The 23,757-nt window shown below is 50.7% G+C and carries 23 protein-coding genes and 1 tRNA gene; 10 read left to right on the top strand and 14 right to left on the bottom strand.

Annotation, left to right across the window (positions count from 1 at the left end; genetic code table 11):
- Positions 1-76: 76 nt before the first annotated feature.
- The 4 genes from nadE to AC4BAN_RS03325 form a co-directional block, all read right to left on the bottom strand.
- Complete coding sequence (gene nadE / locus AC4BAN_RS03310; protein ID WP_490562936.1) at positions 77-1,969, bottom strand: NAD(+) synthase; 1,893 nt, start codon at positions 1,967-1,969, stop codon at positions 77-79.
- Positions 1,970-2,125: 156 nt separating this feature from the next.
- A complete protein-coding gene (gene rnc / locus AC4BAN_RS03315) occupies positions 2,126-2,866 on the bottom strand; it encodes a ribonuclease III (RefSeq protein ID WP_490562937.1) in 741 nt (246 codons plus the stop codon).
- Positions 2,866-4,119: a beta-ketoacyl-ACP synthase II gene (gene fabF / locus AC4BAN_RS03320; RefSeq protein WP_490562938.1), complete on the bottom strand. Its 1,254-nt coding sequence runs from the start codon at positions 4,117-4,119 to the stop codon at positions 2,866-2,868. The genes rnc and fabF overlap by 1 nt, the downstream gene beginning before the upstream one ends.
- Positions 4,120-4,172: 53 nt before the next feature.
- Positions 4,173-4,409 (bottom strand): acyl carrier protein, encoded by a 237-nt coding sequence (locus AC4BAN_RS03325; RefSeq protein ID WP_018477241.1) that lies wholly within the window; start codon positions 4,407-4,409, stop codon positions 4,173-4,175.
- Positions 4,410-4,562: 153 nt separating this feature from the next.
- Here AC4BAN_RS03325 and AC4BAN_RS03330 point away from each other — a divergent pair, with 153 nt between their 5' ends.
- Together AC4BAN_RS03330 and pyk are read left to right on the top strand one after the other, a co-directional pair.
- Positions 4,563-4,991: an IPExxxVDY family protein gene (locus AC4BAN_RS03330; protein WP_490562939.1), complete on the top strand. Its 429-nt coding sequence runs from the start codon at positions 4,563-4,565 to the stop codon at positions 4,989-4,991.
- Between the two features lie 2 nt (positions 4,992-4,993).
- Positions 4,994-6,421: a pyruvate kinase gene (gene pyk, locus AC4BAN_RS03335; protein ID WP_490562940.1), complete on the top strand. Its 1,428-nt coding sequence runs from the start codon at positions 4,994-4,996 to the stop codon at positions 6,419-6,421.
- A gap of 196 nt (positions 6,422-6,617) precedes the next feature.
- On the opposite strand, the gene rpsT is transcribed toward pyk, so the two are convergent.
- Together rpsT and AC4BAN_RS03345 are read right to left on the bottom strand one after the other, a co-directional pair.
- Entirely contained in the window at positions 6,618-6,884 is a 267-nt protein-coding gene (gene rpsT, locus AC4BAN_RS03340; RefSeq protein ID WP_490562941.1) for a 30S ribosomal protein S20, read from the bottom strand.
- 250 nt (positions 6,885-7,134) lie between these two features.
- Positions 7,135-7,554, bottom strand: coding sequence for a hypothetical protein (locus AC4BAN_RS03345; RefSeq protein WP_490562942.1), 420 nt, complete (start codon positions 7,552-7,554; stop codon positions 7,135-7,137).
- Between the two features lie 130 nt (positions 7,555-7,684).
- Between AC4BAN_RS03345 and AC4BAN_RS03350 the strand changes: the two genes are divergently transcribed.
- A complete protein-coding gene (locus AC4BAN_RS03350) occupies positions 7,685-8,638 on the top strand; it encodes a YheT family hydrolase (RefSeq protein ID WP_490562943.1) in 954 nt (317 codons plus the stop codon).
- A gap of 55 nt (positions 8,639-8,693) precedes the next feature.
- Here AC4BAN_RS03350 and rsmG read toward each other — a convergent pair whose 3' ends face one another.
- The 3 genes from rsmG to AC4BAN_RS03365 all read right to left on the bottom strand — a co-directional run bounded on the left by rsmG (position 8,694) and on the right by AC4BAN_RS03365 (position 11,461).
- Entirely contained in the window at positions 8,694-9,332 is a 639-nt protein-coding gene (gene rsmG / locus AC4BAN_RS03355) for a 16S rRNA (guanine(527)-N(7))-methyltransferase RsmG (protein ID WP_490562944.1), read from the bottom strand.
- Between the two features lie 426 nt (positions 9,333-9,758).
- Positions 9,759-10,367, bottom strand: coding sequence for an RNA polymerase sigma factor (locus tag AC4BAN_RS03360; RefSeq protein WP_115567331.1), 609 nt, complete (start codon positions 10,365-10,367; stop codon positions 9,759-9,761).
- On the bottom strand, positions 10,358-11,461 hold the full coding sequence (locus AC4BAN_RS03365; protein WP_490562945.1) for a glycosyltransferase: 1,104 nt from the start codon (positions 11,459-11,461) through the stop codon (positions 10,358-10,360). Before AC4BAN_RS03365 ends, AC4BAN_RS03360 begins: the two co-directional genes overlap by 10 nt.
- 237 nt (positions 11,462-11,698) lie before the next feature.
- Between AC4BAN_RS03365 and tgt the strand changes: the two genes are divergently transcribed.
- From tgt to AC4BAN_RS03380, 3 genes are all read left to right on the top strand, one after another.
- Positions 11,699-12,829, top strand: a complete 1,131-nt coding sequence (gene tgt / locus AC4BAN_RS03370) for a tRNA guanosine(34) transglycosylase Tgt (RefSeq protein WP_490562946.1) — start codon at positions 11,699-11,701, stop codon at positions 12,827-12,829.
- A 104-nt stretch (positions 12,830-12,933) separates the two neighbouring features.
- Positions 12,934-14,010, top strand: a complete 1,077-nt coding sequence (locus tag AC4BAN_RS03375; protein WP_490562947.1) for an LptF/LptG family permease — start codon at positions 12,934-12,936, stop codon at positions 14,008-14,010.
- A 2-nt stretch (positions 14,011-14,012) separates the two neighbouring features.
- Positions 14,013-14,954 (top strand): DMT family transporter, encoded by a 942-nt coding sequence (locus AC4BAN_RS03380; RefSeq protein WP_490562948.1) that lies wholly within the window; start codon positions 14,013-14,015, stop codon positions 14,952-14,954.
- On the opposite strand, the gene ispE is transcribed toward AC4BAN_RS03380, so the two are convergent.
- The gene (gene ispE / locus AC4BAN_RS03385; protein WP_490562949.1) at positions 14,910-15,719 is read right to left on the bottom strand and encodes a 4-(cytidine 5'-diphospho)-2-C-methyl-D-erythritol kinase; all 810 of its coding nucleotides are present in this window, start codon (positions 15,717-15,719) and stop codon (positions 14,910-14,912) included. The two genes, AC4BAN_RS03380 and ispE, sit on opposite strands and share 45 nt — an antisense overlap.
- Here ispE and AC4BAN_RS03390 point away from each other — a divergent pair.
- Together AC4BAN_RS03390 and AC4BAN_RS03395 are read left to right on the top strand one after the other, a co-directional pair.
- Positions 15,718-15,963 carry a hypothetical protein gene (locus tag AC4BAN_RS03390; protein WP_490562950.1) on the top strand — a complete coding sequence of 82 codons (246 nt, stop codon included), beginning with the start codon at positions 15,718-15,720 and terminating at the stop codon, positions 15,961-15,963. The genes ispE and AC4BAN_RS03390 overlap by 2 nt on opposite strands.
- Before the next feature lie 10 nt (positions 15,964-15,973).
- Complete coding sequence (locus AC4BAN_RS03395) at positions 15,974-17,107, top strand: DegT/DnrJ/EryC1/StrS family aminotransferase (protein ID WP_490562951.1); 1,134 nt, start codon at positions 15,974-15,976, stop codon at positions 17,105-17,107.
- A gap of 176 nt (positions 17,108-17,283) precedes the next feature.
- Here the strand turns inward: AC4BAN_RS03395 and AC4BAN_RS03400 are convergent, their stop codons facing one another.
- From AC4BAN_RS03400 to AC4BAN_RS03415, 4 genes are all read right to left on the bottom strand, one after another.
- The gene (locus AC4BAN_RS03400; RefSeq protein WP_490562952.1) at positions 17,284-18,414 is read right to left on the bottom strand and encodes a trans-sulfuration enzyme family protein; all 1,131 of its coding nucleotides are present in this window, start codon (positions 18,412-18,414) and stop codon (positions 17,284-17,286) included.
- Between the two features lie 159 nt (positions 18,415-18,573).
- A complete protein-coding gene (gene atpC / locus AC4BAN_RS03405; RefSeq protein ID WP_490562953.1) occupies positions 18,574-18,819 on the bottom strand; it encodes an ATP synthase F1 subunit epsilon in 246 nt (81 codons plus the stop codon).
- Between the two features lie 93 nt (positions 18,820-18,912).
- Complete coding sequence (gene atpD, locus AC4BAN_RS03410) at positions 18,913-20,424, bottom strand: F0F1 ATP synthase subunit beta (protein WP_490562954.1); 1,512 nt, start codon at positions 20,422-20,424, stop codon at positions 18,913-18,915.
- A gap of 341 nt (positions 20,425-20,765) precedes the next feature.
- The gene (locus AC4BAN_RS03415) at positions 20,766-20,996 is read right to left on the bottom strand and encodes a hypothetical protein (protein WP_490562955.1); all 231 of its coding nucleotides are present in this window, start codon (positions 20,994-20,996) and stop codon (positions 20,766-20,768) included.
- A 205-nt stretch (positions 20,997-21,201) separates the two neighbouring features.
- Between AC4BAN_RS03415 and purL the strand changes: the two genes are divergently transcribed.
- The gene (gene purL, locus AC4BAN_RS03420) at positions 21,202-23,427 is read left to right on the top strand and encodes a phosphoribosylformylglycinamidine synthase subunit PurL (RefSeq protein ID WP_490562956.1); all 2,226 of its coding nucleotides are present in this window, start codon (positions 21,202-21,204) and stop codon (positions 23,425-23,427) included.
- 98 nt (positions 23,428-23,525) lie between these two features.
- A tRNA-Gln gene (locus AC4BAN_RS03425) sits at positions 23,526-23,598 on the top strand.
- Positions 23,599-23,757 lie beyond the last annotated feature (159 nt).

Consider the following 23,757-nt stretch of genomic DNA (forward strand, 5'->3'; position numbering starts at 1 on the left):
TAGTATAGCCAAAGTTACAATAATTCAGGAACGGAAAAAACATTAGACGCCACGGAGGCTGATTAGCATGCCGGCTTTATTTGTCCATTTGCTGCATTTGCAGAAGCTCCTCCCGAAAGCCGCCACTCAGAATCGGGAAGCGGAGCCAGCTGCGCGGGTCCACATTATAGTCGTCGAGATGGAAGGAGGGTGCAAAACGCTCCCGCTTCCACTGGTTCCGAGACCAAAGGCTATAGAACTTCGTGATCCAGCTTTGCAGGACATCCGGGGCGGCCAGTTGTTGCTCGTTCAATATCCTGAAAACTTCCTGTGGTGAAAAACGGTCGTGGAACGCCAGGCGCTCTATCTGGTTCAGCACCTCGTAGGGCATCAGGTCCTTTTCATCCGTCTGGGCCTGCTCTGCTGGCCGCAGCTCTGCGGTTGGCTGCAGGTTATTGACATACTGCAGGCCCTGGTAGCCCAGTGCCTGCTGCGCCCACACCAGAAACTGCCGGATAAAGGCCTTGTCAATGCCTGCTATCGGGGAAATGCTGCCGGCCGTGTCGCCGTCCATCGTGGTGTAGCCCACCGAGGCCTCGCTGCGGTTAGAGGTGGCCATGAGCAACGCATTGTTGATGTTTGCCAGCATCCAGATACCCGGGGCGCGCACCCGTGCCTGTATGTTTTGCAGGGTAATATCGTCCTGCTCCCAGGTAAGCGGGCGCTCCAGGGCCTGCTCTATTTTGGAGACATAGCCTTTAACTTCGTCATCTATGGTCCAGGCATAGAACTTTGCCCCTATTGAGTCCGCAAGTCCTTTGGCTGAGTTAAAAGTGTCGTCAGAGGAGTTAACGGTGCCCTGGTAGGCGCAGGTGAGCAGCCTGTTAACCAGCGCCTGCTGCACCTGGTCGGCTGGCATGTCCTCGAAGGCAGCGGTGTCGCGCAAAGAGAATACCCTGGTTTTGCCAACGAACAACAGCACCCCCAGGCTTTCGATGCCCCTGCGCACCATCTCAGCAACCGCCACGGCACAGAGCGCGGAATCGGCACCACCGCTTAGCGAGAGCACAAAGCCGTGGCTGTGGCTCTTGCGCATGTAGTCGAACAAGGCAAGGCTGAGTGCCGCGATCAGCTCTTTGTTCTCATCGATCGGGGGCAGGTACTCAATGACTTCGGCTATTTCAGGGTTATCAGAGAAACATACCTCCGCGCACTCCATGTCCACATCCTTAAAGCAGAGCAGCTCATTTCTGCGGATCAGTTTCCCGTTTTGAGCAATCAGCACCTCGCCATCGTAGATCATACGGCCCGACTCGTTGCCAAGCAGGTTGGCATATACATAGGCGCACTGGTATTTTTTGGAGGCATCAACCACCAACCTGTGCCTGACATCGGTTTTACTCAGGGCGAAATGGCTGGCGCTGGGGTTCAGGATGAGCTGCACACCCTTGGGCATGTGCCGTTCGGCGGGACGGTTGGGGCGCCAGGCGTCCTCACATATCTCGAAGGCATACTTTACCCCCTGCTCCTCATATATGATGTCGCCGATCTGGTATTGCTGCCCCAGCATTTCAAAGGCCTGGACCTCGTTGGCTGGCCAGGGCGTAAACCAGCGGGGCTCGTAGTGCACACCGTCGTTGGCCAGAAACTGCTTGGCCGTGAAGCCGATGATCTCTTTGTTTTTGATTACGCAGGCTGTGTTGTACACGCACTTGTTCAGGAAAATGGGCAAGCCAACCGCCACGGTTATACCTTCGCACCAGTCCTTTACCTGCAGCAGTTTCCGGAAGGCCGCTTCCGAAAGCCAGGGGCTCAGGAACATGTCTTCGCAGCCGTAACCGGTTATACAGAGCTCCGGCAACAGCAGCAAATGCGTGTTGTTAACTTTCGCCTCGTCAATGGCGCATTTTATGTTATGCAGGTTGCCATCCCAGTCCAGGGGGGTTTGGTTCAGGGCGGCGGCGGCCAGCATGAGTTTAACTTCTTCCATCAAATTATAACGCAACTGTTTGCAGGCAAGTTAAGCGTTGTAAAGCAATTTTACCTTATACCGGCAGCACTCCCTGACAGGGAAGGTTAAAAGATAAACGGTTGGAGGACAGGAAACCGATTTTAGATACCGGTACAGGAAGGGAGAAAACTATAATTAGCCAACTTGCAGCAAGCCCAGACTTTTTTCGGCGGCAGACTGGTCGGCTTTCTTTTTGGAGAGGCCAACGCCTACGGCAATCGGCTTGTCGTCTATGTATACTTCGGAAGTGAACTCCGTGGAATTGCCCTGCTGCTTTATCTTTACGATCTCAAAGCGAATATCCAGGTTCTGGCTTTGCGCCCACTCAATAAGCTTGCTCTTGAAATTGGCGGTGGTGTTTACCAGGTTATGCAGGTCTACGTGTGGCCGGAGGAGTTTCCTGAAAATAAACTGGCGGGTCTTATCATACCCTTTATCCAGGTAAACAGCGCCTACCAGAGCCTCCAAAGCATTGCCGTTCACTGACTTGTAGCGCATGGGGTGGTTTGTGCTGTCGATCTTCACCAACAGGTTCAACCCGATCTTCAGGGCAAGCTGGTTCAGCGACTCCCGGTTCACGATTCGTGAGCGGATCTCGGTCAGGAAACCCTCGTCTTCGTAAGGAAATTTGTTGAAAAGGTGCTCCGCTACCACTGCGCCAAGTATGGCATCGCCCAAAAACTCAAGCCGCTCATTCGTCTCATGCTTCTCTGCCGCATTCTGGCGGGCAAAGGAAGTGTGCGTAAGGGCAAGTTTATACAGCCGGATGTTATCAGGCGTGGCTCCAATAATACCTGCTACTGCGCGTATTAGCTCTCTGTCTCTGGTAAATAACTTATGATAGACGCGCCGAACTGGTTTTATAGGCCCAAACACTAATCTTCAAATTGACGGAATAAAACAGAAGTATTGTGCCCTCCAAAGCCAAAGGTATTGCTCAAAGCAACCTTTACTTCGCGTTCCTGCGCCTTGTTAAACGTAAAGTTCAAACTAGAGTCGAACGCTTCATCGTCGGTGAAGTGGTTGATGGTGGGGGGTACGATGTTGTTTTGAATAGCCAGGATCGAGGCGATTGCCTCAATGGCACCTGCAGCACCCAGTAAGTGCCCGGTCATGGACTTGGTGGAGCTGATGTTCAGCTTGTAGGCATGCTCCCCAAACACGGTCTGGATGGCCTTTACCTCGCTTACATCGCCGAGTGGCGTAGAAGTGCCGTGCACGTTGATATAATCCACATCCTCGGGTTTAATGTTAGCATCGCGCAGCACGTTCTTCATCACGTTTAAAGCACCCAGCCCCTCGGGGTGCGGTGCCGTAATGTGGTACGCATCCGCGGACATGCCGCCACCGATTACCTCGGCGTAGATCTTGGCGCCACGGGCCTTGGCATGCTCGTACTCTTCCAGGATCAGGGCGCCGGCCCCTTCGCCTAACACAAAGCCGTCTCGGTCTTTGTCAAAAGGGCGGGAAGCGGTTTCCGGGGAATCGTTACGCTCTGAAAGGGCTTTCAGCGCGTTGAATCCGCCGATACCAGCCTCTGTAACAGCTGCCTCCGAGCCACCCGTCACAATCACATCTGCCATGTTCAGGCGGATGTAGTTGTAAGAGTCCAGGATGGCGTTGGTGGCAGACGCACAGGCAGAAACCGTAACAAAGTTAGGCCCTCTGAAACCATACTTAATAGAAATATGGCCTGCACTGATGTCGGCAATCATCTTAGGGATAAAGAAAGGGTTGAAGCGGGGAGTTCCGTCTCCGTTGGCAAAATTCACACATTCCTCCTGAAACGTGCGTAAACCGCCGATTCCCGAACCCCAGATCACGCCCACGCGATCGGGGTCATAGTTTCCTTCTACCAGGTTCGCATCGTTAACAGCCTCTTCGGCTACCACCATGGCGAACTGCGAAAACAAGTCCATTTTGCGGGCTTCTTTCCGGTCAAAGTACTTTTCTGCGTCGTATCCTTTTACTTCACAGGCAAACTGCGTCTTAAACTTACTCGCGTCGAAGCGTGTAATAGGCGCAGCGCCACTCACGCCATTGATCAGACCGTTCCAAAACTCCGGAACGGTATTTCCAAGCGGCGTGAGTGCGCCCAACCCAGTAACTACAACTCTCTTAAGCTCCATAAGCTGTTCGTAGCGGACAGATAGTAGAAATTTATACTAAAAATAGAAGGATATTACTTTGCGTGCTCTTCCAGGTAGCTTACAGCTTGCCCTACAGTAGCGATGTTCTCTGCCTGATCATCTGGGATAGACACGTTGAATTCTTTCTCAAATTCCATGATCAGCTCAACTGTATCTAATGAATCAGCGCCAAGGTCATTAGTGAAGCTAGCCTCTGGAGTAACCTCTGACTCTTCTACACCAAGCTTATCGATGATGATAGCTTTTACTTTTTCTGCGATTTCTGACATTTTTTCTTATAGTTTATTAAAACACTGTGCAAAGAAATATAATTAGGCAGACAATGTCAAAAAAAATTACTCTATTCGCTATTTATCAAAAGTTTTAAAAAAAGTATGCGAATTGCTGCAGAGCTTGTTAAATTTGAGAATTAGCCAGATAATATGAGAACCCTGCGTTTTGAGATAGAATATGCGTATGATTTTGAACTCTTCGGCGTGGTGTCTCCTGTTAAAGAATACAAGATGGCCTGGGAATTAAATAACATTTTTAATTTTCGCCTGACCAAACAAAAGGACCTGTGTTATGATTTGCTGGAGAAAGACCTCCTCATTATTTCAAATTATCACTACATTACCGACCATAGCAGTATTCGCCTGTTTAAGAACAAGGCCTTAAGCCCTTCTACCTTAAAGAAACCTTTTCTGTTACCCGACAAAAAGGAGTATGATTATATTTTGCAGATAACTGGCGCAATGCATCAGCTAAACCCACTGGAGTTTATTCGAACGATACTTGATTCCTCTGTGGTGCAGTATGTGAAGCAGTTTGATCCGCTGACACTTAAATTTAAAGAAAATCTGATTTTCTGATTATGGAAATTTATTTCAACAAAACTAAAATCCTTGCCACCGTTGGCCCGGCCAGTAATTCTTACGAACGGCTGCTCGCACTTGTAAAAGAGGGCGTGGATGCCTTCCGCTTAAATTTTTCGCATGGCGAGTATGCCGCCCACCAGGAGGTGATCGACCACGTGCGTGAAATTAACCGGCAGCATGGCACCTCGGTTTGCCTGGTGCAGGATTTGCAAGGCCCCAAGATTCGTGTTGGCGAAGTAGAGAACGGTGGGGTGGAGATCAAGGAAGGGCAGATTGTAAAACTGATGTGCGATGGCTCGCTTAGCACCAAGCACCAGTTAGCCACCAGCTACACCGAACTGGCGAAAGATGCCCGCATCGGAGACGCGATTTTAATTGACGACGGCAAGATTGAGCTTATCGTAACCGGAACGGATCAGGTTTGCGAAATTCAGGCCCGCGTGAGGTATGGCGGGGTGGTAAAACCGCGCAAAGGCATTAACCTGCCCGACACCCCTGTTTCGGCTCCTTCGCTTACAGAAAAAGACCTGCGCGACCTGCACTTCGGGCTAGACAACGATGTGGAGTGGGTAGCCCTCTCCTTTGTGCGCCGTGTGGAGGATATTCATGAGATCAAACGCATCATTAAAGAGCGCGGCAAGGATACGCGCGTTATCGCAAAAATCGAGAAGCCTGAAGCGATCACCAACATCGACGAGATCATTCAGGCCGCCGATGCCCTGATGGTGGCACGTGGCGACCTGGGCGTTGAGGTAGGCATGGAGAAAGTACCGATGATCCAGAAAATGCTTGTTGAGAAATCGAACAAAGCTGCCAAGCCGGTGATTATTGCCACGCAAATGATGGAGAGCATGATCGAGAACCCCCGCCCAACCAGAGCCGAGACCAATGATGTGGCCAATGCAGTGATAGACGGCGCGGACGCCCTAATGCTGAGCGCGGAGACCGCCGTGGGCGCTTACCCGATCGAAACCATCCGGAGCATGAGCCTGACGATCAAAACGGTAGAGACGCACTCTGACATTTTCAATAAATCCTATATTCTGAACCCGCACTCCGATACTTTCTTTAACGACAGCCTGGTAGCCAATGCCTGTAACCTTGCCCGCGACACCAATGCGCGTGCGATTATCGGCATGACAAAATCTGGGTATACTGCCTTTCAGCTGGCCAAGTACCGCCCGAAGGCTGATATCTTCATCTTCACTGAAAATCACCGCCTCCTGACTACCCTCAACCTGGTTTGGGGCGTAAGGGGCTTCTATTATGATAAGTTTGAATCGACTGATGCAACCATTGCCGACATTAAGCACACACTGATTGACGGAGGGTACATTCAGAAAGGGGATGTTTTCATCAATACCACTAGCATGCCTATTAATGAGCAAAAGCGCACCAACATGATTAAGTTAAGCATCGCTTAAAATCATTTTCTGGCTATTGCAATCCGGCTTGCACACAAAAGGCCCCGCGTAAGATTTGACGCGGGGCCTTTTTGTTACATTTTTTCTACTATAAGCCTGGAGTTTTTTCCTTTAACAGCTTATTTCAAAAAACCATTTAAACACAAAGAGCCTTACACAGTGCGTGTAAGGCCCTAAGCTATTTTTCCCCGACAAATTAAGCTGCTGTAGCTTCTAAGCCGTTAACAAATTTAGCCAGTCTTGACTTGTTGTTAGCTGCTTTGTTCTTGTGGATGATGTTTTTCTTAGCCAGACGGTCAAGCATAGAAGATACTGTCTTGTAAAGCTCTTGCGCCTCGGCTTGATCAGTTGTATTCTCCAATTTCTTGATGAAAGTACGAGTAGTTTTTGCTTGGTATCTGTTACGAAGACGTTTAGCGTTATTCGCTCTGATTCTCTTTAATGCCGACTTGTGGTTAGCCATATTATTTTATGATAATTAATTCTTACAATCCGTAGTTAAATGGGTTTGCAAAGGTAAATCCTTTACTATTAAATTCCAAAGCACCTTTAAAAAAATGTTTGCCTTCAGAACTACAAACATAAGGAATTCAACTTTTGTATGCTAGGTTTTCCTAAATTTTAGCTCTAGCGCCTGAATTAACAAAAAAGGCTGTCGCAATTAAAAAATGCGGCAGCCTTTTTTATAGTGCAAAGCTGATTATTCCATCGGATTACTGTCTTTTACGCTGCACATCAACATCTACATCCACATCATCAATGTTACCAAGCCGGGCCTGAACTTTGTTCTCAAAGGCGTTCCAGTCTGCTTTGGTGGCTTCCCACTCTCTTCTTGTCTCGTCATCCCAGGTGCTGCTTTCTGCCTCTAACTCTGCCTCACGGCGTCTATATTCGGCGCGCATCTCCCGGTACTCATCTGCGGTAACGGTTTCAGCGCGTTCAGCGTTGGTATTTACCCACATGGCAAAATCATCGTAGCCGCGTCTGGCCTCCATGTTCTCGTTAGTAATCTCAGCTTGTGTTTCATCCACTACCTCGTTGGTCTCACGCTGTGCTTCCTGCGAGCACCCAAAAGTAAATGCACAAATCGTTAAAGCCAGTCCTATTGATTTGATCTTTGATTGGAATTTCATAGTTGTGTTCTTTGGTTATAGGCTATGCTTACGCGAAAAAAGCAATAATGATATATAAGCCACTTTAGATAGCTTAACTTTGTAAAGTTATCGTATTAATAAATATAACAATAGCAGCAAAAAATTTACCATGCCTGTTGTCAATTCTAAACATAGGTCCCCTTTTTACCTGTTTAACGGCCACTTACAAACCATTGTGCCTGCGCTATTCAGGCAAGTAGACGGCGTGATGTATGCCCGGGAACGCCTGATTACCCCCGACGATGACTTCATTGACATCGACTGGTCGCGGGTGGGCTCCAACGAGCTGGTCATACTTTCGCACGGGCTGGAGGGAGACTCGGGCCGGCCTTACATATTGGGCATGGTGAAGGCCTTTAACCAGCGTGGCGTAGATGCACTGGCCTGGAATTACCGGAGTTGTAGCGGAGAGCCCAACAAGCTCCTGCGCTCCTACCACCTGGGTGCCTCCGACGACCTGGACTTTATCGTGCGCCATGCCCTTGATTCCGGGAACTATGAAAAAGTATACCTGGTGGGTTTTAGCGCCGGGGGCAACATCAGCCTGAAATATTTAGGCGAGGCCCCCGACCTGGTGCCGCAGCAGGTAAAGCGGGCCACGGTTTTTTCTGTACCCGTAGACCTGAAGTCGTCTGCCCAGCAGATCTCTCGCATTTATACCCAGCGGTTCCTTAGGACCCTAGGAGAGAAACTGGAGCAAAAAAGGCAGATGTACCCCGATGCTGTTGACCTGACAGATTATAGTATACTGTGGACGTTTCCGGAATTTGATGACCGGTATACGGCGCCTTTGCACGGGTTTAAGAATGCAGAAGACTATTACGCCCGCGTTAGCTCCAAGCAGTTTCTGACCAATATCCAGGTGCCCACCCTGGTAGTTAACGCAAAAAACGACCCTTTTTTAGGCCCCTCGTGCTTCCCCGTGGCGGAGGCGCAGCAAAACCCCTGCTTGTTCCTCGAAGTGCCGGCAGAAGGCGGCCATGTAGGGTTTACCGAGGATTTCCGGAAAGATACCTACTACTCTGAGTCAAGGGCGATCAGCTTTATCCTGGGCGACTCATAAACTGCAGCTTCGCCTGCCCCATCGCGCGCCGCTATTCGTACTTTAAAGAACGCTTTTACGTAAAAGGAACGAACACGACTTTTTTGGTCTCAAAGAAATCTTCGGTAAAGTAATCCGACAGGTTGTAAGTTTCAGCTATAAGCCCCGATTCTGCGATCTCCTCGCTTAAGTCGCCACCCTTCAGGTAGTACAGGCCCTTTTCGGGTGCATCGGTGTGCTTAAAGCTGTTGGCGATCCAGGGGTAGAAGTTGGCAAGCCTGGTTACGGCGCGGCTCACGATGAAATCGAACTTGTCGCGCACCTGCTCTGCCCGCGTGTGGCTGGCGGTTACGTTGCGCAGGTGCAGTTCGCGGGCTATCTCCTCCACTACGTGTATCTTCTTGCCAATCGAGTCCACGAGGTGGAACTTTACATCCGGAAACATCAGGGCCAGGGGCAGGCCCGGCAAGCCGCCTCCCGTTCCCACATCCATCACCGTGGTATGCGCCGGAAACTGCACCACCTTGGCAATGCCCAGCGAGTGCAGGATATGATGCAACCCCAGCATGTCCATGTCTTTTCTGGAGATCACGTTGATCTTCTGGTTCCACTGCTGGTAGAGTTCTCCCATTCGCTCAAACTTTTGCAGTTGATCTTCTGAAAGCTCCGGAAAATAACCCGAAAGCAGTGTTCGGATGGCGGTTGAATGCAGCATGGTGTAGTTAAGAGTTGAAAATTAAAGGTTTACTGCCTGAAGCATAAGCTCATACTATTGCCGCATATAAAGCAGCAGCTATCAAACATACTAGGGTCACTACAACAAAGGCCATTAAAATATCGGCTAACAGCATGGTCCCGACGTTCCTGAATTGCCCTTCATACTTTCGGTTCAGTTCACGCATCACCCTATCGGCATCCCTAAAGCGAAGGTATAGATAGCATTTGCCTAAAACAGACAGCACGTACTCACCCACAGTGTGTTATTTTCTGAATATCTGACAGAGCCATTAGGGCTCATGCAAAAGTATGAAATTTGTATGTGAAATGGTACAAAACTAAAGCCCCTGCTGCATTCAGGCAACAGGGGCTTAATATAGTTTGGCAATCTTAAAAGCAGCAGGGTATGTAGCCTTAGCGCTTGTTAGATCAGGTGCTTCTTGTTTTTAACCATGTCATAGAGCAACTCGCGTGCGCGGTGCAGCTGTGCTTTAACAGTTCCCAGTGGCGCGTTCAGCTCGGTGGCTATTTCTTCGTAGCTAAGCTCGTTGAAGTAACGCAGGGTTACCAGGCGCTGGTATTTATCGGGCAGCTTGGCCACCACGTACTGCATGATCTCAATCTTCTGGTTCTTGATCGCCTCTTCCTGCGGATTCAAGTTCTTGTCTTTAAAATCAATGGTGATCTCGTCCCCATTGTCGATTTTAATGGCTGAGTCGATGGACATCGTCTTGATCCTGTTCTTACGGATAAAGTCGATACAGTTGTTGGTGGCGATACGGAAGAGCCAGGTACTGAAGGCGTACTCCGGATTAAACTTGTGCAGGTTACGGAAAGCCTTCGCAAAAGCCTCTATCGTTAAGTCCTCTGCATCGTCAGCGTTTCGCACCATCTTCAAAACCACATGGTAAACGGGTTTCTTGTAAATGCTCATCAGCTCGGCATACGCTTTCTCGTCATTTTCTTCTACCGCGGCCTGGATGAGTTTGAAATCGTGCTTCGCTTTCGCAGAGAATTGTTTATTTACTTCCATCTGAGTCTTTTATACATTAATACAGATACCCCAAGAAAAACATAGTTCACAAAATACACTATGTCGAGCACAGGCAACAGCGGCAGGGATACCTTTTCGTCGAGTCTTTTTGCAGCCAGCACATAAATCGGGAAAACCGATAGGTAGCGCAAGGCAACCAATAGGCCTAATATAGCTAAATGACTATGTAAAACCAGCAGAATGATTAAAAGAATGTAGAAAAAAACGTTTGATGCTACAAATACTCCTATTCTTCTCCGGTCTGCTGCTTTATAGCGCCCTCCGACGGACATGTGCCTGCGTTTTTGCACAATCCACTCCCGAAACGTCTTTTTGGGAATGCTTATCGTTTGCGCCTCCTTGTTGATAACAATGCTAACTTTACTATTGTTGGCGGCATCACGAACAAAAAGATCGTCGTCGCCGCCCATTGTTTTGATGTGAGATGCAAACCCTTTGTTTTTAAAGAAACAAGATTTTGTATAGGATAAGTTTCTGCCTACGCCCATATATGGTTTTCGTAGGTTTGCATGAGACAGATACTGAATTCCGGTAAGCAAGGTTTCATATCGAATCAAGTGATTTAAAAAACCTTTTAATTGTACATAAGGAGAGTAGCCAAGTACTACTTCAGCTCCGGTGGCGTACCCCTGCTGCATCTTTTCGATCCAGGTGGCGCTACACGGGCGGCAATCCGCATCGGTAAACAGCAGGCATTCATACCTGGCGGCCCTGATGCCGAGCGCAACGGCATATTTCTTTGGGTTCAGGTAATCCGGGGTCCGTTTAACAGTTACTACCCTGAAATGCGGGAACTGTTGCTCCAGCTCGTGCAGGTAAAATTCCGTGTCGTCTTCCGAACGATCGTTCACCACGATTATTTCAAACTCAGGGTACGCCTGATCAAGCAGCATGGGCAGCAGCTCATACAGGTTGTCCTGCTCGTCGTGCGCCGCCACAATCACCGATACGGGGCGCGGGGCGGCCTGCTCCGGATCCTGGTGCCGGGTGAGGGGCAGAAAGTAGAACAGGGCAAAAAATAGCTGCACCAGCACGCAAAGCGCCAGCAGCGCCAACAGTATAATTGTAATCAAGAGGGTGTATTTTGATGTATGGGTCTATAAATGCCGGAACACTTCATACCCCAAAAATAGCTATTAAATACCCATTTCCGAACACCTGCTCTATTTAATAAAATTGTGTGGTTTGTGGTGCTACACTTTGTATCTTTGCCGGTTGTTTTAGAAGTATAAATCACGCTGCTGGCTGGCAATTTGTGGCGGCCACGGCAGGCCAGGTGCCTTTAGGGGTCCGGGCCGATAACTAGCATTATGCAATTTTCATTAGTAGCCAAAGACATTCAGTCAAAAGCCCGCGCCGGCGTGGTGCAAACGGCGCACGGGGCCATTGAAACACCCATTTTCATGCCGGTGGGCACCGCCGGCACCGTGAAAGCCGTTCACCAGCGCGAGCTAAAAGACGACATTCAGGCGCAGATCATACTGGGCAATACCTACCATTTGTTTCTGCGCCCGGGCCTGCACGTGCTGGAGCAGGCCGGCGGCCTGCATAAGTTCAACGGCTGGGACCGCCCCATCCTCACTGACAGCGGTGGTTACCAGGTTTTCTCACTGGCCGGCACGCGTAAGATCAAGGAGGAGGGCGTTAAGTTCAAGTCGCACATCGACGGCTCCACCCTCAATTTCACACCCGAGAACGTGATGGACACCCAGCGCACCATTGGCGCCGACATCATCATGGCCTTCGACGAGTGCACCCCCTACCCCTGCGACCATACGTACGCCAAGTACTCTATGGAGCGCACGCACCGATGGCTGCAACGCTGCGTAGACCGCTTCGACGGCACCGGGCCCAAGTATGGTTTCGACCAGACGCTTTTCCCGATCGTGCAGGGCAGCACCTACAAAGACCTGCGCATCCAGTCTGCCGAAACCATTGCCGGTTTCGGGCGCGCAGGCAATGCCATTGGCGGACTGTCGGTGGGAGAACCGGCCGATATGATGTATGAGATGACAGAACTGGTGTGCGACATACTGCCCGCCGACAAGCCACGTTACCTGATGGGCGTGGGCACGCCTGCCAACATACTCGAGAACATAGCCCTGGGCGTAGACATGTTCGATTGCGTGCTGCCAACCCGCAACGCCCGCAACGGCATGCTGTTCACCACGCAGGGCATTATCAATATCCGCAACCTGAAATGGGCCAACGACCACAGCCCGATAGATGCGGAGCTAGGGGGTTATGTGAGTACCTTTTACAACAAAGCTTACCTGCGCCACCTGATACACAGCGGCGAATACCTGGCTGGCCAGATCGCCAGCATCCATAACCTTACTTTCTATTTATGGTTGGTAAGGCAGGCGCGCGAGAAAATAATTGACGGAACTTTCCGGGACTGGAAAGATGTGATGGTAAAGAAACTGATGACAAGGCTCTAGCGAGCAAGTTAAAAGTTAAGAGTTGAAAGTTAAAAGTATGTGCCATGGCACACCTGAAACAACCACTCTTAACGCATAACTTTTAACTCTTAACTAATTATAGCTTGAAGCTACTCGACAAATACATACTGAAGAAATTCCTGACCACTTTTGTGTTCACGGTATTGATTTTGGTGTCGGTGATACTGGTGATCGACTTTACCGAGAAGAACGACGACTTTATCAAGCACAATGTGGCTATCAGCGAGATCCTGTTCGATTACTACCTGAACCTGATCCCCTTTTACGCCAATATGCTCAGCCCGATCACGGTGTTTATCGCCACGGTGTTTGTAACGGCAAAGCTGGCCTCGCATACCGAGATCGTGGCTATTCTGAGCAGCGGTGTCAGCTTCAGAAGGCTGCTGGTGCCTTACCTGATCGGTTCCAGCATTATCGGCGCCATCATTTTTGTGCTCATCGGCTGGGTAATCCCGAACGCGAACAAAGAGAGCGTGGCTTTTCAGGTGAAATATGTGAAAAGCCCTTTTACTTACGATAGCCGCAACATCCATGTGAAAATAGCCCCCGAATCGTATGTGTACATGGAGAGTTACAACAACACGGCAAACATCGGGTACAATTTTGCCCTGGAGTCTATTGACGAAACAAAACTCAAAAGCAAGCTTACCTCCAGCAACGTGCAATGGAATGCCGACAAGCAGAAATGGCACATGGATAACTATGTGCTGCGCACGTTTAACGGCGAGCAGGAAACCCTGTATAAGGGCAGCTCGCTGGACACGACCCTAAACCTGACCCCCAAAGACTTTGAGAGCACCTATAAGCTGGAGCAAACCATGACGTTGACGGAGTTAAATAAGTATATTAACGAGAAAAAAGCACGCGGCGCCGATGACATTGAGGTCTACCTGATTGAGAAGTACGAGCGGTTCAGCTATCCGTTTGCCATTATCATACTTACCGTGATCGGGGTGATCGTGAGCGCCCGGAAAGCGCGCGGTGGCGTGGGCATCCAGATCGCCCTGGGCTTTTTCCTGGCCTTCGTGTTCATCATATTCGTGATCACGAGCCGAAGCCTGGCCCAGGTAGGCGACATTGAACCTCAGTTCGCTGCCTGGATTCCGACGCTTGTTTTCACGGGCATCGGGTTTTTACTTTACCGCTACGTTCCGCGCTAGTCATGCCTCGTATCAAAGACTTTTTTGAGCTCCACTTCATCGTTTTCCTTTGGGGCTTCACCGCTATACTTGGCAAGCTGATCTCCATCCCGGCGGTAGAGATCGTTTCGCTGCGCACCCTTATCACGGCCCTGGCTATCGGGGCCATCGTGTACAAAAGAGGCACGCCGTTCTGGATGGGTTGGCAGCAGGCGCTTAAGCTACTGGGGGTCGGGTTTATTATTGCGGCGCACTGGATGCTGTTCTTCGCGGCGGCCCGGGTTTCCTCCGTTTCCATCTGCCTGGTGGGCATTGCCACCTGCAGCCTCTGGACGGCCCTGCTGGACCCCTTTTTCAGCAAGACCCGGATCAAGCCGCATGAAATACTGCTGGCCCTGCTCGTTATTTTTGGCCTCTACATCATCTTTCAGCACGAAACCAGCTTCGACAGCGTACTGGGCATCAGCATGGCCATCACATCGGCCTTGTTCGGCTCGATTTTCACGATTCTGAATGCCCGGTTTGTCAAGAAGATACCCTCCACCACCATCACTGCCTACGAGATGACGGGCGCTTGTCTGGGCACGGTGCTTTTCTTTCCCGTCTACACCACTTATTTTGCAACCGGAGGCACACTGAACTTCAGCCTTACGCCCCTCGACTGGATGTATTTGCTGGTGCTGGCCCTGGCCTGCACCGTGTATGCCTATACTGCCTCGGTTCGCCTGATGCAGCGCATCTCGGCCTATACCGTTAACCTGACCGTGAACCTGGAACCGATCTATGGGATCATCCTGGCGCTTCTGATTTTTAAGGAAGAGGAGCAGATGTCCTCTGGTTTTTACCTGGGTGCCGGCATTATACTTTTAAGCGTGTTCATTTACCCTGTGCTGGAGTACTATGAGAAGCGCCGCCAAAAATTAAAGCAGCCCCTGCCAGACAAAATAATGGTTGGGGAAGACTAGGCTTTCGGCCACATCCGCTTCGAACAAACCGTAAATAGCAGAGCCCGAACCAGTCATGGACGCGTAAATGGCGCCAGCCTCGTACAGCTTGTTCTTGATCTGGGGCAGTTCCGGGTACTTCGGAAACAGTGCATCCTCAAAATCATTCCGAAGCACATCTTTCCATACTTTCAGGTCCTGTTTCAGTAACATTTCTATGCCACAGTCCGGCTGTGAGGGTACAATACTCCCGTATGCTTCTGCCGTGGTGATGTGGATGCCCGGGTACACGATCACACATTTATATCCCTTCAAGCTCAGCTCAGTTGCCGAAAACGCGTCGCCTTTCTCGGTGGCGATAACCGGCTTGTTCCGGATAAAGAAAGCACAGTCGCTCCCCAGCTGCCGGGCGTAATCCTCGAGAGCGCTGGCGGCTAAGTTCAGCTCGAAAAGCTTGTTCAGAATACGCAGGGTAAAGGCTGCGTCAGATGACCCTCCCCCCAGGCCCGCGCCCATCGGAATGACCTTGTGCAGGTGCATGTGTATGGGAGGCAGGTTGAAATCCTGCTGCAGCAGCTGGTAGGCTTTCAGGCAGAGATTGGTAGCCGGATCGCCGGGGACGGCAAGCCCCGTCATCCCGAATTTCTCCTGATCGGCAGGCAGTATCTCCAGGGCGTCCGTCCATTGCACCGGGTAAAAGCAGGACTGCAGGTTATGAAATCCGTCCGCTCTTTTAGAGGTGACAAATAAGCCCAGGTTGATCTTTGCGTTTGGAAAATCGAGCATGTTGGTTTCGGAACGGTTTAAAACTGCAATCTATAAAAATGACCTCAAACTTTATACTCCTGCAATTAAATCTAAAGTTGCACCGGGGTTAAACTATCATGGTTACGGCAAAATTATTTATCTTGAACCAGAGCAGTCGCTGGTTGTAAAATTTCGTATGGAAGGTTTAACCCAGGTTTTTACCGGTACCGCTTATACGTTTTTTCAGTTAGCTGCCCCGCAGCAGATAAAGCAGCAAAAATAAAAGACACGTCATGATGCACAAGCCAGGACGGATTTTCCTATCGGTACCCCAGATGGGAGGCCATGAGAAAAACTATGTACAGAAAGCGATAGAGGATAATTGGGTAACAACCGCAGGCCCCAACCTGCCTGGTTTTGAGCATGACATTTGCCAGCACACCAATGCACGCCATGCCGTAGCCCTGAGCTCTGGCACGGCGGCCCTCCATATGGCGCTGCGGGTAATAGGCGTAAGCACCGGAGACGAGGTGCTGTGCTCCACCTTCACGTTTGTTGCCTCTGCTAACCCCATCCTATACCTGGGTGCCACCCCGGTGTTTGTAGAAAGCGAACCCGACACCTGGAACATGTGCCCCGATACGCTGCGCACTGCCATAACAGACCGGATCAAAGCAGGCAAAAAGCCTGCGGCCATCTTGCTGGTGCACGTATACGGCATGCCGGCAAAACTCAAAAAGATCATGGCCATTGCCGATGAGTTCGCCATTCCGGTGGTAGAGGACGCCTCCTCGGCGTTGGGCTCCAGATATGGCGGCCACCAGGTGGGCACTTTTGGGGCGGCCGGTTTTTTTTCATTCCATGGCAATAAGATCATCACCACTTCGGGCGGCGGTGCGCTGATCACAGCAGATGAAAAGCTGGCAGAACAAGCGCGCTTTCTGGCTAACCACGCCAAAGACCCAGCCTCTTTTTACCAGCATTCCCAACTCGGGTATAGCTACCTCATGAGCAACATCAGCGCAGGCATTGGCCGCGGCCAGATAGAAGTGCTGGAGACCCGCGTAAAACAGCGCCGCGAAGTCTACAATTATTACCGCAACCGGCTGCAGCATGTGGATGGGATCGTGTTTTTGCCTGATGAGCACAAAAGCTTTTCCAACCGCTGGCTCAGCACCCTGCTGCTACCCGCCGGCCATACGCCGGAAGGCATACGCCAGGCACTGGAACAGGAGAACATTGAAACACAACTGCTCTGGAAACCCCTGCACCTGCAGCCGCTTTTCAAGGGCTGCGCCTACTACGGCGATGGCCTGAGTGAGGAGCTCTTTAAACGTGGCCTCTGCTTGCCCAGCAGCAGTAGCTTAACCGAAGAAGACCAGGAAAAAGTAGTGAGGCACCTGCACCTGCTACTCGAGGAAGTATAGAAGCCTACTCTTTATACAGCAACACGCAAAAGCGTACCGGGAGCAGCTAATGTACTGTTAGCTGCCATTTGAAGCATGCAATCACCGACTCATTATAATAGTACCGGGAGCAGCTAATGTACTGTTAGCTGGCAAGCTAAACCGCACCCCGAAAACCTCGCAAATTTCAGGTGCGCTTAGATGGCTTCCAGTGCCTGTTGCAAATCCGCAATTATCACCTCCGGCTCCTCAATGCCAACCGAAAAGCGAACAACGCCAATGCTTATCCCCTGCTTCCGCTGTTTTTCCGGGTTCAGGGACCGATGCGAGGTGCCTGCCGGATACGAAATAGAAGAGTCGACGCCGGCCAGCGACGGAGCGAACGGGATGTGCTGCAGGGCGTGCATAAAACGGTTCACGGCATCCTCCTCATCTTTGATGCGGAAACTAAGCATGCCTCCAAACATGCCCATGCCCTGCTGCTTTGCCAGCGCGTGCTGCGGGTGTTCTGCCAGACCCGGATACCATACTTGCTCTACTTTCGGGTGCCCCTGCAGGTAGTTGGCAATGGTCAGGGCGTTGCTGCTGTGCTGCTGCATGCGCAGGCGCAGTGTTTTCAACCCCCTTGCGGCCAGCCATCCCTCAAACGGACTCAGGTTCAGACCATAGGTCATCATCACCTGCTGCACCCGCTTCAGATCGTCAGGTGCCTGGCACACTACTACCCCGGCTGTTACGTCGCTGTGGCCCGACAGGTATTTGGTAACGCTGTGCAGCACGATGTCGGCCCCTAAGGTTAAAGGCTGGGTAAGAACAGGCGTGGCAAAGGTATTATCAATCAGGGTTTTGATACCGTGCAGCCTGGCATTTTTGGTCAGGCGTGCAATATCGAGCACTTGCAGGAGGGGGTTGCTCATGGTTTCTGCCAGCAGCAGCCTGGTGTTGGGCCGCACATAGTCCTTTAAGGTATAGATGGCATCCAGGGGCACATACGTCACTTCCAGGCCGATGCGCGTCAGTTCCTGACTCAGCAGCACGGACGAACCACCATAAATCTCCTCGACACAAAGTATGTGGTCACCGGCCTTGCAAAGGGCCAGCACGCCCGCCAGTATCGCCGACATACCCGAAGAGGTGACAACAGCACCTGCCCCGCCCTCCATCGCATTAATTTCCCGGGCCAGCTCATCGGTATTCGGGTTGCCGTAGCGGGTGTACATATAGCTCTGCCCCGGCTCACTGAAATACTGCTCCAACGCATTCAGATCGTCGAAAGCAAAAACAGAGGTCTGGTAGATCGGGGTTACTTTAGGTTGAATACGTGGCATTTCGGAAGCGCTTTAAATTTCCTCTAAGATAGCTATAATGTTAAGCTGTGAAAATAGCACCGCGTTTGGATCCCATAAAATTAACAGGTAAAATGACTGTTAAAAAAAACGCCTCCTGCTCTTTACGAACAGGAGGCGTTTAGATGTCTTAAGTATCAACTACGCGATCACCGACTCAGCCAGCACGATGATCTTGTTGTTTAGCACTTCCACCACACCACCGTCAACGGTATAATAGTTCTGGCCTTTGCCTGTAGTGATTCGTATCTGCCCTTTATCCAATGTACTGATAAGTGGGGCGTGCGAGTCCAGTACCTCAAAAGAACCGTTGGCTCCCGGAAACTGTGCCGCTACCACCTCACCGGCAAATACTTTTTTATCAGGTGTGATTATCTCTAAATACATCTTTGTTAGTTAAGAGTTTAGAGTTAAAAGTTCAGAGTTTGAATTGGTATACAACTCATAACTTTAAACTTTTAACTCTTAACTTATTCAAACCTATTTTGCCTCAGCAAGCATTTTCTCACCTTTGGCAACAGCGTCTTCAATAGTACCTACCAGGTTAAAGGCTGCTTCAGGAAGGTGGTCATACTTGCCGTCCATGATCTCGTTAAAACCTTTGATGGTATCCTTGATATCAACCAAAACACCTTTCAGGCCAGTAAACTGCTCTGCCACGTGGAACGGCTGCGACAGGAAACGCTGTACGCGGCGCGCTCTGTGCACAACCTGCTTGTCCTCATCAGAAAGCTCGTCCATACCCAGGATGGCGATGATATCCTGAAGTTCTTTGTAACGCTGCAGGATCTCCTTTACACGCTGTGCCGTGTTGTAGTGCTCTGCGCCTACCACATCTGGCGTTAGAATACGCGACGTAGAATCCAGCGGGTCTACCGCAGGGTAGATACCAAGCTCAGAGATCTTACGGGAAAGTACCGTGGTCGCATCCAGGTGAGCAAACGTTGTGGCCGGGGCCGGGTCAGTTAAGTCATCGGCAGGTACGTAAACGGCCTGTACCGATGTAATGGAACCACGCTTTGTAGACGTGATACGCTCCTGCATGGCACCCATTTCAGTGGCCAGCGTTGGCTGATAACCTACCGCAGATGGCATACGACCCAAAAGGGCCGATACCTCGGAACCCGCCTGCGTGAAACGGAAGATATTATCAACGAAGAACAGAATGTCTCGTCCGGCGTCGCTTGAACCAGGCTCACCATCGCGGTAGTACTCCGCCATTGTAAGACCAGAAAGCGCCACACGTGCACGCGCCCCAGGAGGCTCGTTCATCTGTCCGAACACGAAGGTCGCCTTAGACTCCTTCAGTTCTTCTAAGTCTACTTTGGAAAGATCCCATCCGCCGTGCTCCAGCGACTCCAGGAAGGCATCTCCGTAACGCACGATACCTGCTTCGATCATTTCACGAAGTAAGTCGTTTCCTTCACGGGTACGCTCGCCCACACCGGCAAATACAGATAGACCGCCGTGTGCTTTTGCGATGTTATTGATCAGTTCCTGGATCAATACGGTTTTACCTACACCGGCACCGCCGAACAATCCGATCTTACCACCTTTGGAGTAAGGTTCGATCAGGTCGATCACTTTGATACCTGTAAAAAGGATTTCAGAAGAAGTAGCCAGATCCTCGAAACGAGGGGCAGATCTGTGAATCGGCAGACCACCCGTGCTCACAGGCTGCGGAATACCGTCAATAGCCTCACCGATCACGTTAAAGAGACGGCCTTTAATGCCTTCGCCTGTCGGCATTTTGATAGGGCCTTCCAGGTCAATCACTTCAACTCCACGGCTAAGGCCCTCAGTCGAGTCCATCGCAATGGTGCGTACGCGGTCCTCTCCAAGGTGCTGCTGACACTCCAGTACTACTACCTGGCCGTTGTCTTTCGTCACTTGAAGGGCATCCAAGATATTTGGTAGCTTAGAGTTTTCACCCACAAAGCTAACGTCCACCACCGGACCGATAACCTGGGTAATTCTGCCAATATTTGCCATCTGACTTTATTATATTGATTAACTAGTGTTACGGAGTTATTTCAGGGTGCAAAACTAAGGGATAAATCTCTTATATCCTTACAAGAGTTTAAAAAGTTTTAACCCCTGCATCCATTTGTAGCTCACAGCGGCGCAGGCTGGCCCTAGCGCTAGCCCGACAAAAGCAGCCCAATATTCAGGAAGCCGCTAAACAGTTGTGGAACAGACACAGAGAAACCGCTTTCTGGTACGCCCAGGCACGCACCGGACCTGCTAAGATCTTGTTTTTACGAAGGTTACCCGGCACATGCAACAAAGTAAATTAACCTAAAAAGCCAGCTATGGCTCCTGACGACGTAGACTTATAGCGTCTTTAATAACTCTATTTGCTCGTCGTTTAAAAGGATGTACCTGTTGTTAAAAGGGTTGGCGTAGAAATGCTCGCAGATCACGTACTCCCCTGTTTTGAGCTTGTGTATATTATAGCTGAACAGGCTGTTCGAACGCTCAATAATACGCTCTGTTGTGCTCAAATCCAGTTCCAGGCCACAGGTGGTGGTGATCATGTTGGGGTTGGTAATGATGATTGGCATAAAAAGTAGCTAAAGTCTTGGCCTATCCTTACGCATGTTCGCGTTTCAAGTGTCGTTCGGTAAGCAGAAAATCGAATTAATTATCCACAGCTGGCGCGTCTGCAAACCGGGGCTTGCTACTGCGCATCAAAAAGGACAAGTTCTGCTGTACTCTTAAAGTATAAGTTCCTACTTTTGTTAAACCGTTTACTAAAGCCAGACAAACGTGGAACAACAACTGACAACACTGGAAACAGCCCAGAAACTAGGCCTTCTGGAAGAGGAGTTTGAAAAGATAAAGCTTATCCTGGGGCGCACGCCAAACTTTACCGAACTAAGCATCTTCTCGGTAATGTGGTCGGAGCACTGCTCCTACAAAAACTCAATTGTGTGGCTTAAAACCCTGCCCAAGGACTCCCCGCGCATGCTGGCAAAGGCCGGCGAAGAAAACGCAGGCCTCGTGGACATCGGCGACGGCTATGCCTGCAGCTTTAAGATAGAATCGCATAACCACCCCTCCGCCATTGAGCCCTACCAGGGAGCGGCCACCGGTGTGGGAGGCATCAACCGGGATATATTCACCATGGGCGCCCGCCCCATCGCGCAGCTCAACTCGCTGCGTTTCGGTAACCCGCGATCAGAAAAGACACAGCGCCTGTTACGCGGCGTGGTGAAAGGAATCGGCGATTACGGCAACGCTTTCGGCATTCCGACAGTAGGCGGCGAGCTCTTTTTTGATGAATGCTACACCATTAACCCACTGGTGAACGCCTTCTCGGCTGGCATCGTGAAAGTAGGCGAAACAGCCTCTGCCACCTCTTACGGCGTGGGCAACCCGGTATTCATTGTGGGCTCCGCCACCGGAAAAGACGGCATACACGGCGCTGCCTTCGCTTCGAAAGACATTACCGAAGATTCGGCCAAGGACCTGCCATCGGTGCAGGTAGGCGACCCGTTTCAGGAGAAACTGCTGTTGGAGGCCACCCTGGAGATCATCCGGACGGGCCACGTGATTGGCATGCAGGACATGGGTGCCGCCGGCATCACCTGCTCCACCTCCGAGATGAGCGCCAAAGGCGAGCATGGCATGGATATCTGGCTTGATAAAGTGCCCACCCGCCAGGCCAACATGGTGCCTTTCGAGATCCTGCTCTCCGAAAGCCAGGAACGCATGCTGATCGTGATGCAAAAAGGCCATGAGCAGAGCATTAAGGATATCTGCGACAAGTGGGACCTTTACTGCGAGCAGATTGGCGTGGTGACCAAAGGCGGACAGCTGCGCTACTACCAGGCAGGAGAGCTAGTGGCCGAAGTGCCAGCTGAAGACTTGGTACTAGGTGGCGGCGCCCCCGTTTATCACCGCGAGTACCGCGAGCCAGCCTACTTTCAGGAAGCCAAGAAATTTAGAATTGACCAGGTAGCAGAGCCAACGGATTACCAGGCAGCAGCCGAATTCCTGACCACGCACCCTAACATTGCCTCCAGGCGCTGGGTGTACCGCCAGTACGACTCCATGATCGGGACGGCCACCGTTACCACGAACATGCCCTCTGATGCCGCCCTGGTAAAGGTAAAGGGCACCAATAAATCCATCGCCGTTACCGTGGACTGCAATAGCCGCTACGTGCACGCCGATCCGGAAACAGGCTGTGCCATTGCTGTGGCCGAAGCGGCCCGCAACATTGTTTGCTCCGGCGCCGAGCCCGTAGCCATCACCAACTGCCTTAATTTCGGGAACCCGTACGTGCCGGAAGTGTACTGGCAGTTTGTAGGCGCTATTAACGGCATGAAAAAAGCCTGCGAGGCCCTGGGCACCCCGGTTACCGGCGGCAACGTGAGTTTTTACAACCAGTCCTCTGACGAGGGCCCCGTTTTCCCAACCCCGACCATCGGCATGCTGGGCCTGATGGAGAACAAAGACAACAAGATGACGCTGGCTTTTCAGCAGGCCGGCGACCTGATTTACCTGATAGGAGATGCGCAAAACGACATCGCTTCTTCCGAGTACCTGTACTCCTACCATAACGTAAAACTTTCCCCGGCCCCACACTTCGACCTGGATGCAGAAGTCAAGTTACAACATGCCCTGAAAGAGCTGATTATCGACAAACGCATCACCTCGGCGCACGATGTGTCGGATGGCGGCTTGTACATTACGCTGTTGGAGTCTGCCATGCCTAATAAACTGGGTTTTGATATCGAAACAGATAAAAATTTCAGAAAAGATGCCTACCTGTTTGGCGAGAGCCAAAGCCGTGTGGTTGTTTCGGTAAGAGCAGACCAGCAGGCCGCTTTTGAAAAATCCCTGCAAAACAAAGGAGTGAATTTCACGGCATTAGGCAAGGTAACCGCCCACGACTGCCATATCGACGGCGACCTTTTTGGAGGTATTACAGTAGCCAAAAAGCACTACGACACAGCGCTAGAGCATATTTTAGACGAGAGTTTCTAAAAAAATTAAGCGCAAATGTTTGCAGTTTAAAATCGTCTCTCTATATTTGCATCACCAAACGACGAAGGGGCTTCCACCCTGTAGTTTAGTAGGAAGATTGTCCGATGGTGTAACTGGCAACACGTCTGATTTTGGTTCAGAAGAGTCCAGGTTCGAGCCCTGGTCGGACAACGTATTAAAAGAGCAACTCCCGACAAGAGAGTTGCTCTTTTTTGCTTATACGCCGTGCTAAGTAATTTAAAATCAGAAATATATACCATTAAGTGTCAGTAATTTTTGGTAGCTTTGCAGGCATAATAACCTAAACCTAAACAGCAACACTTTAGCATT

The organism is Pontibacter sp. GD13 (assembly GCF_058216355.1).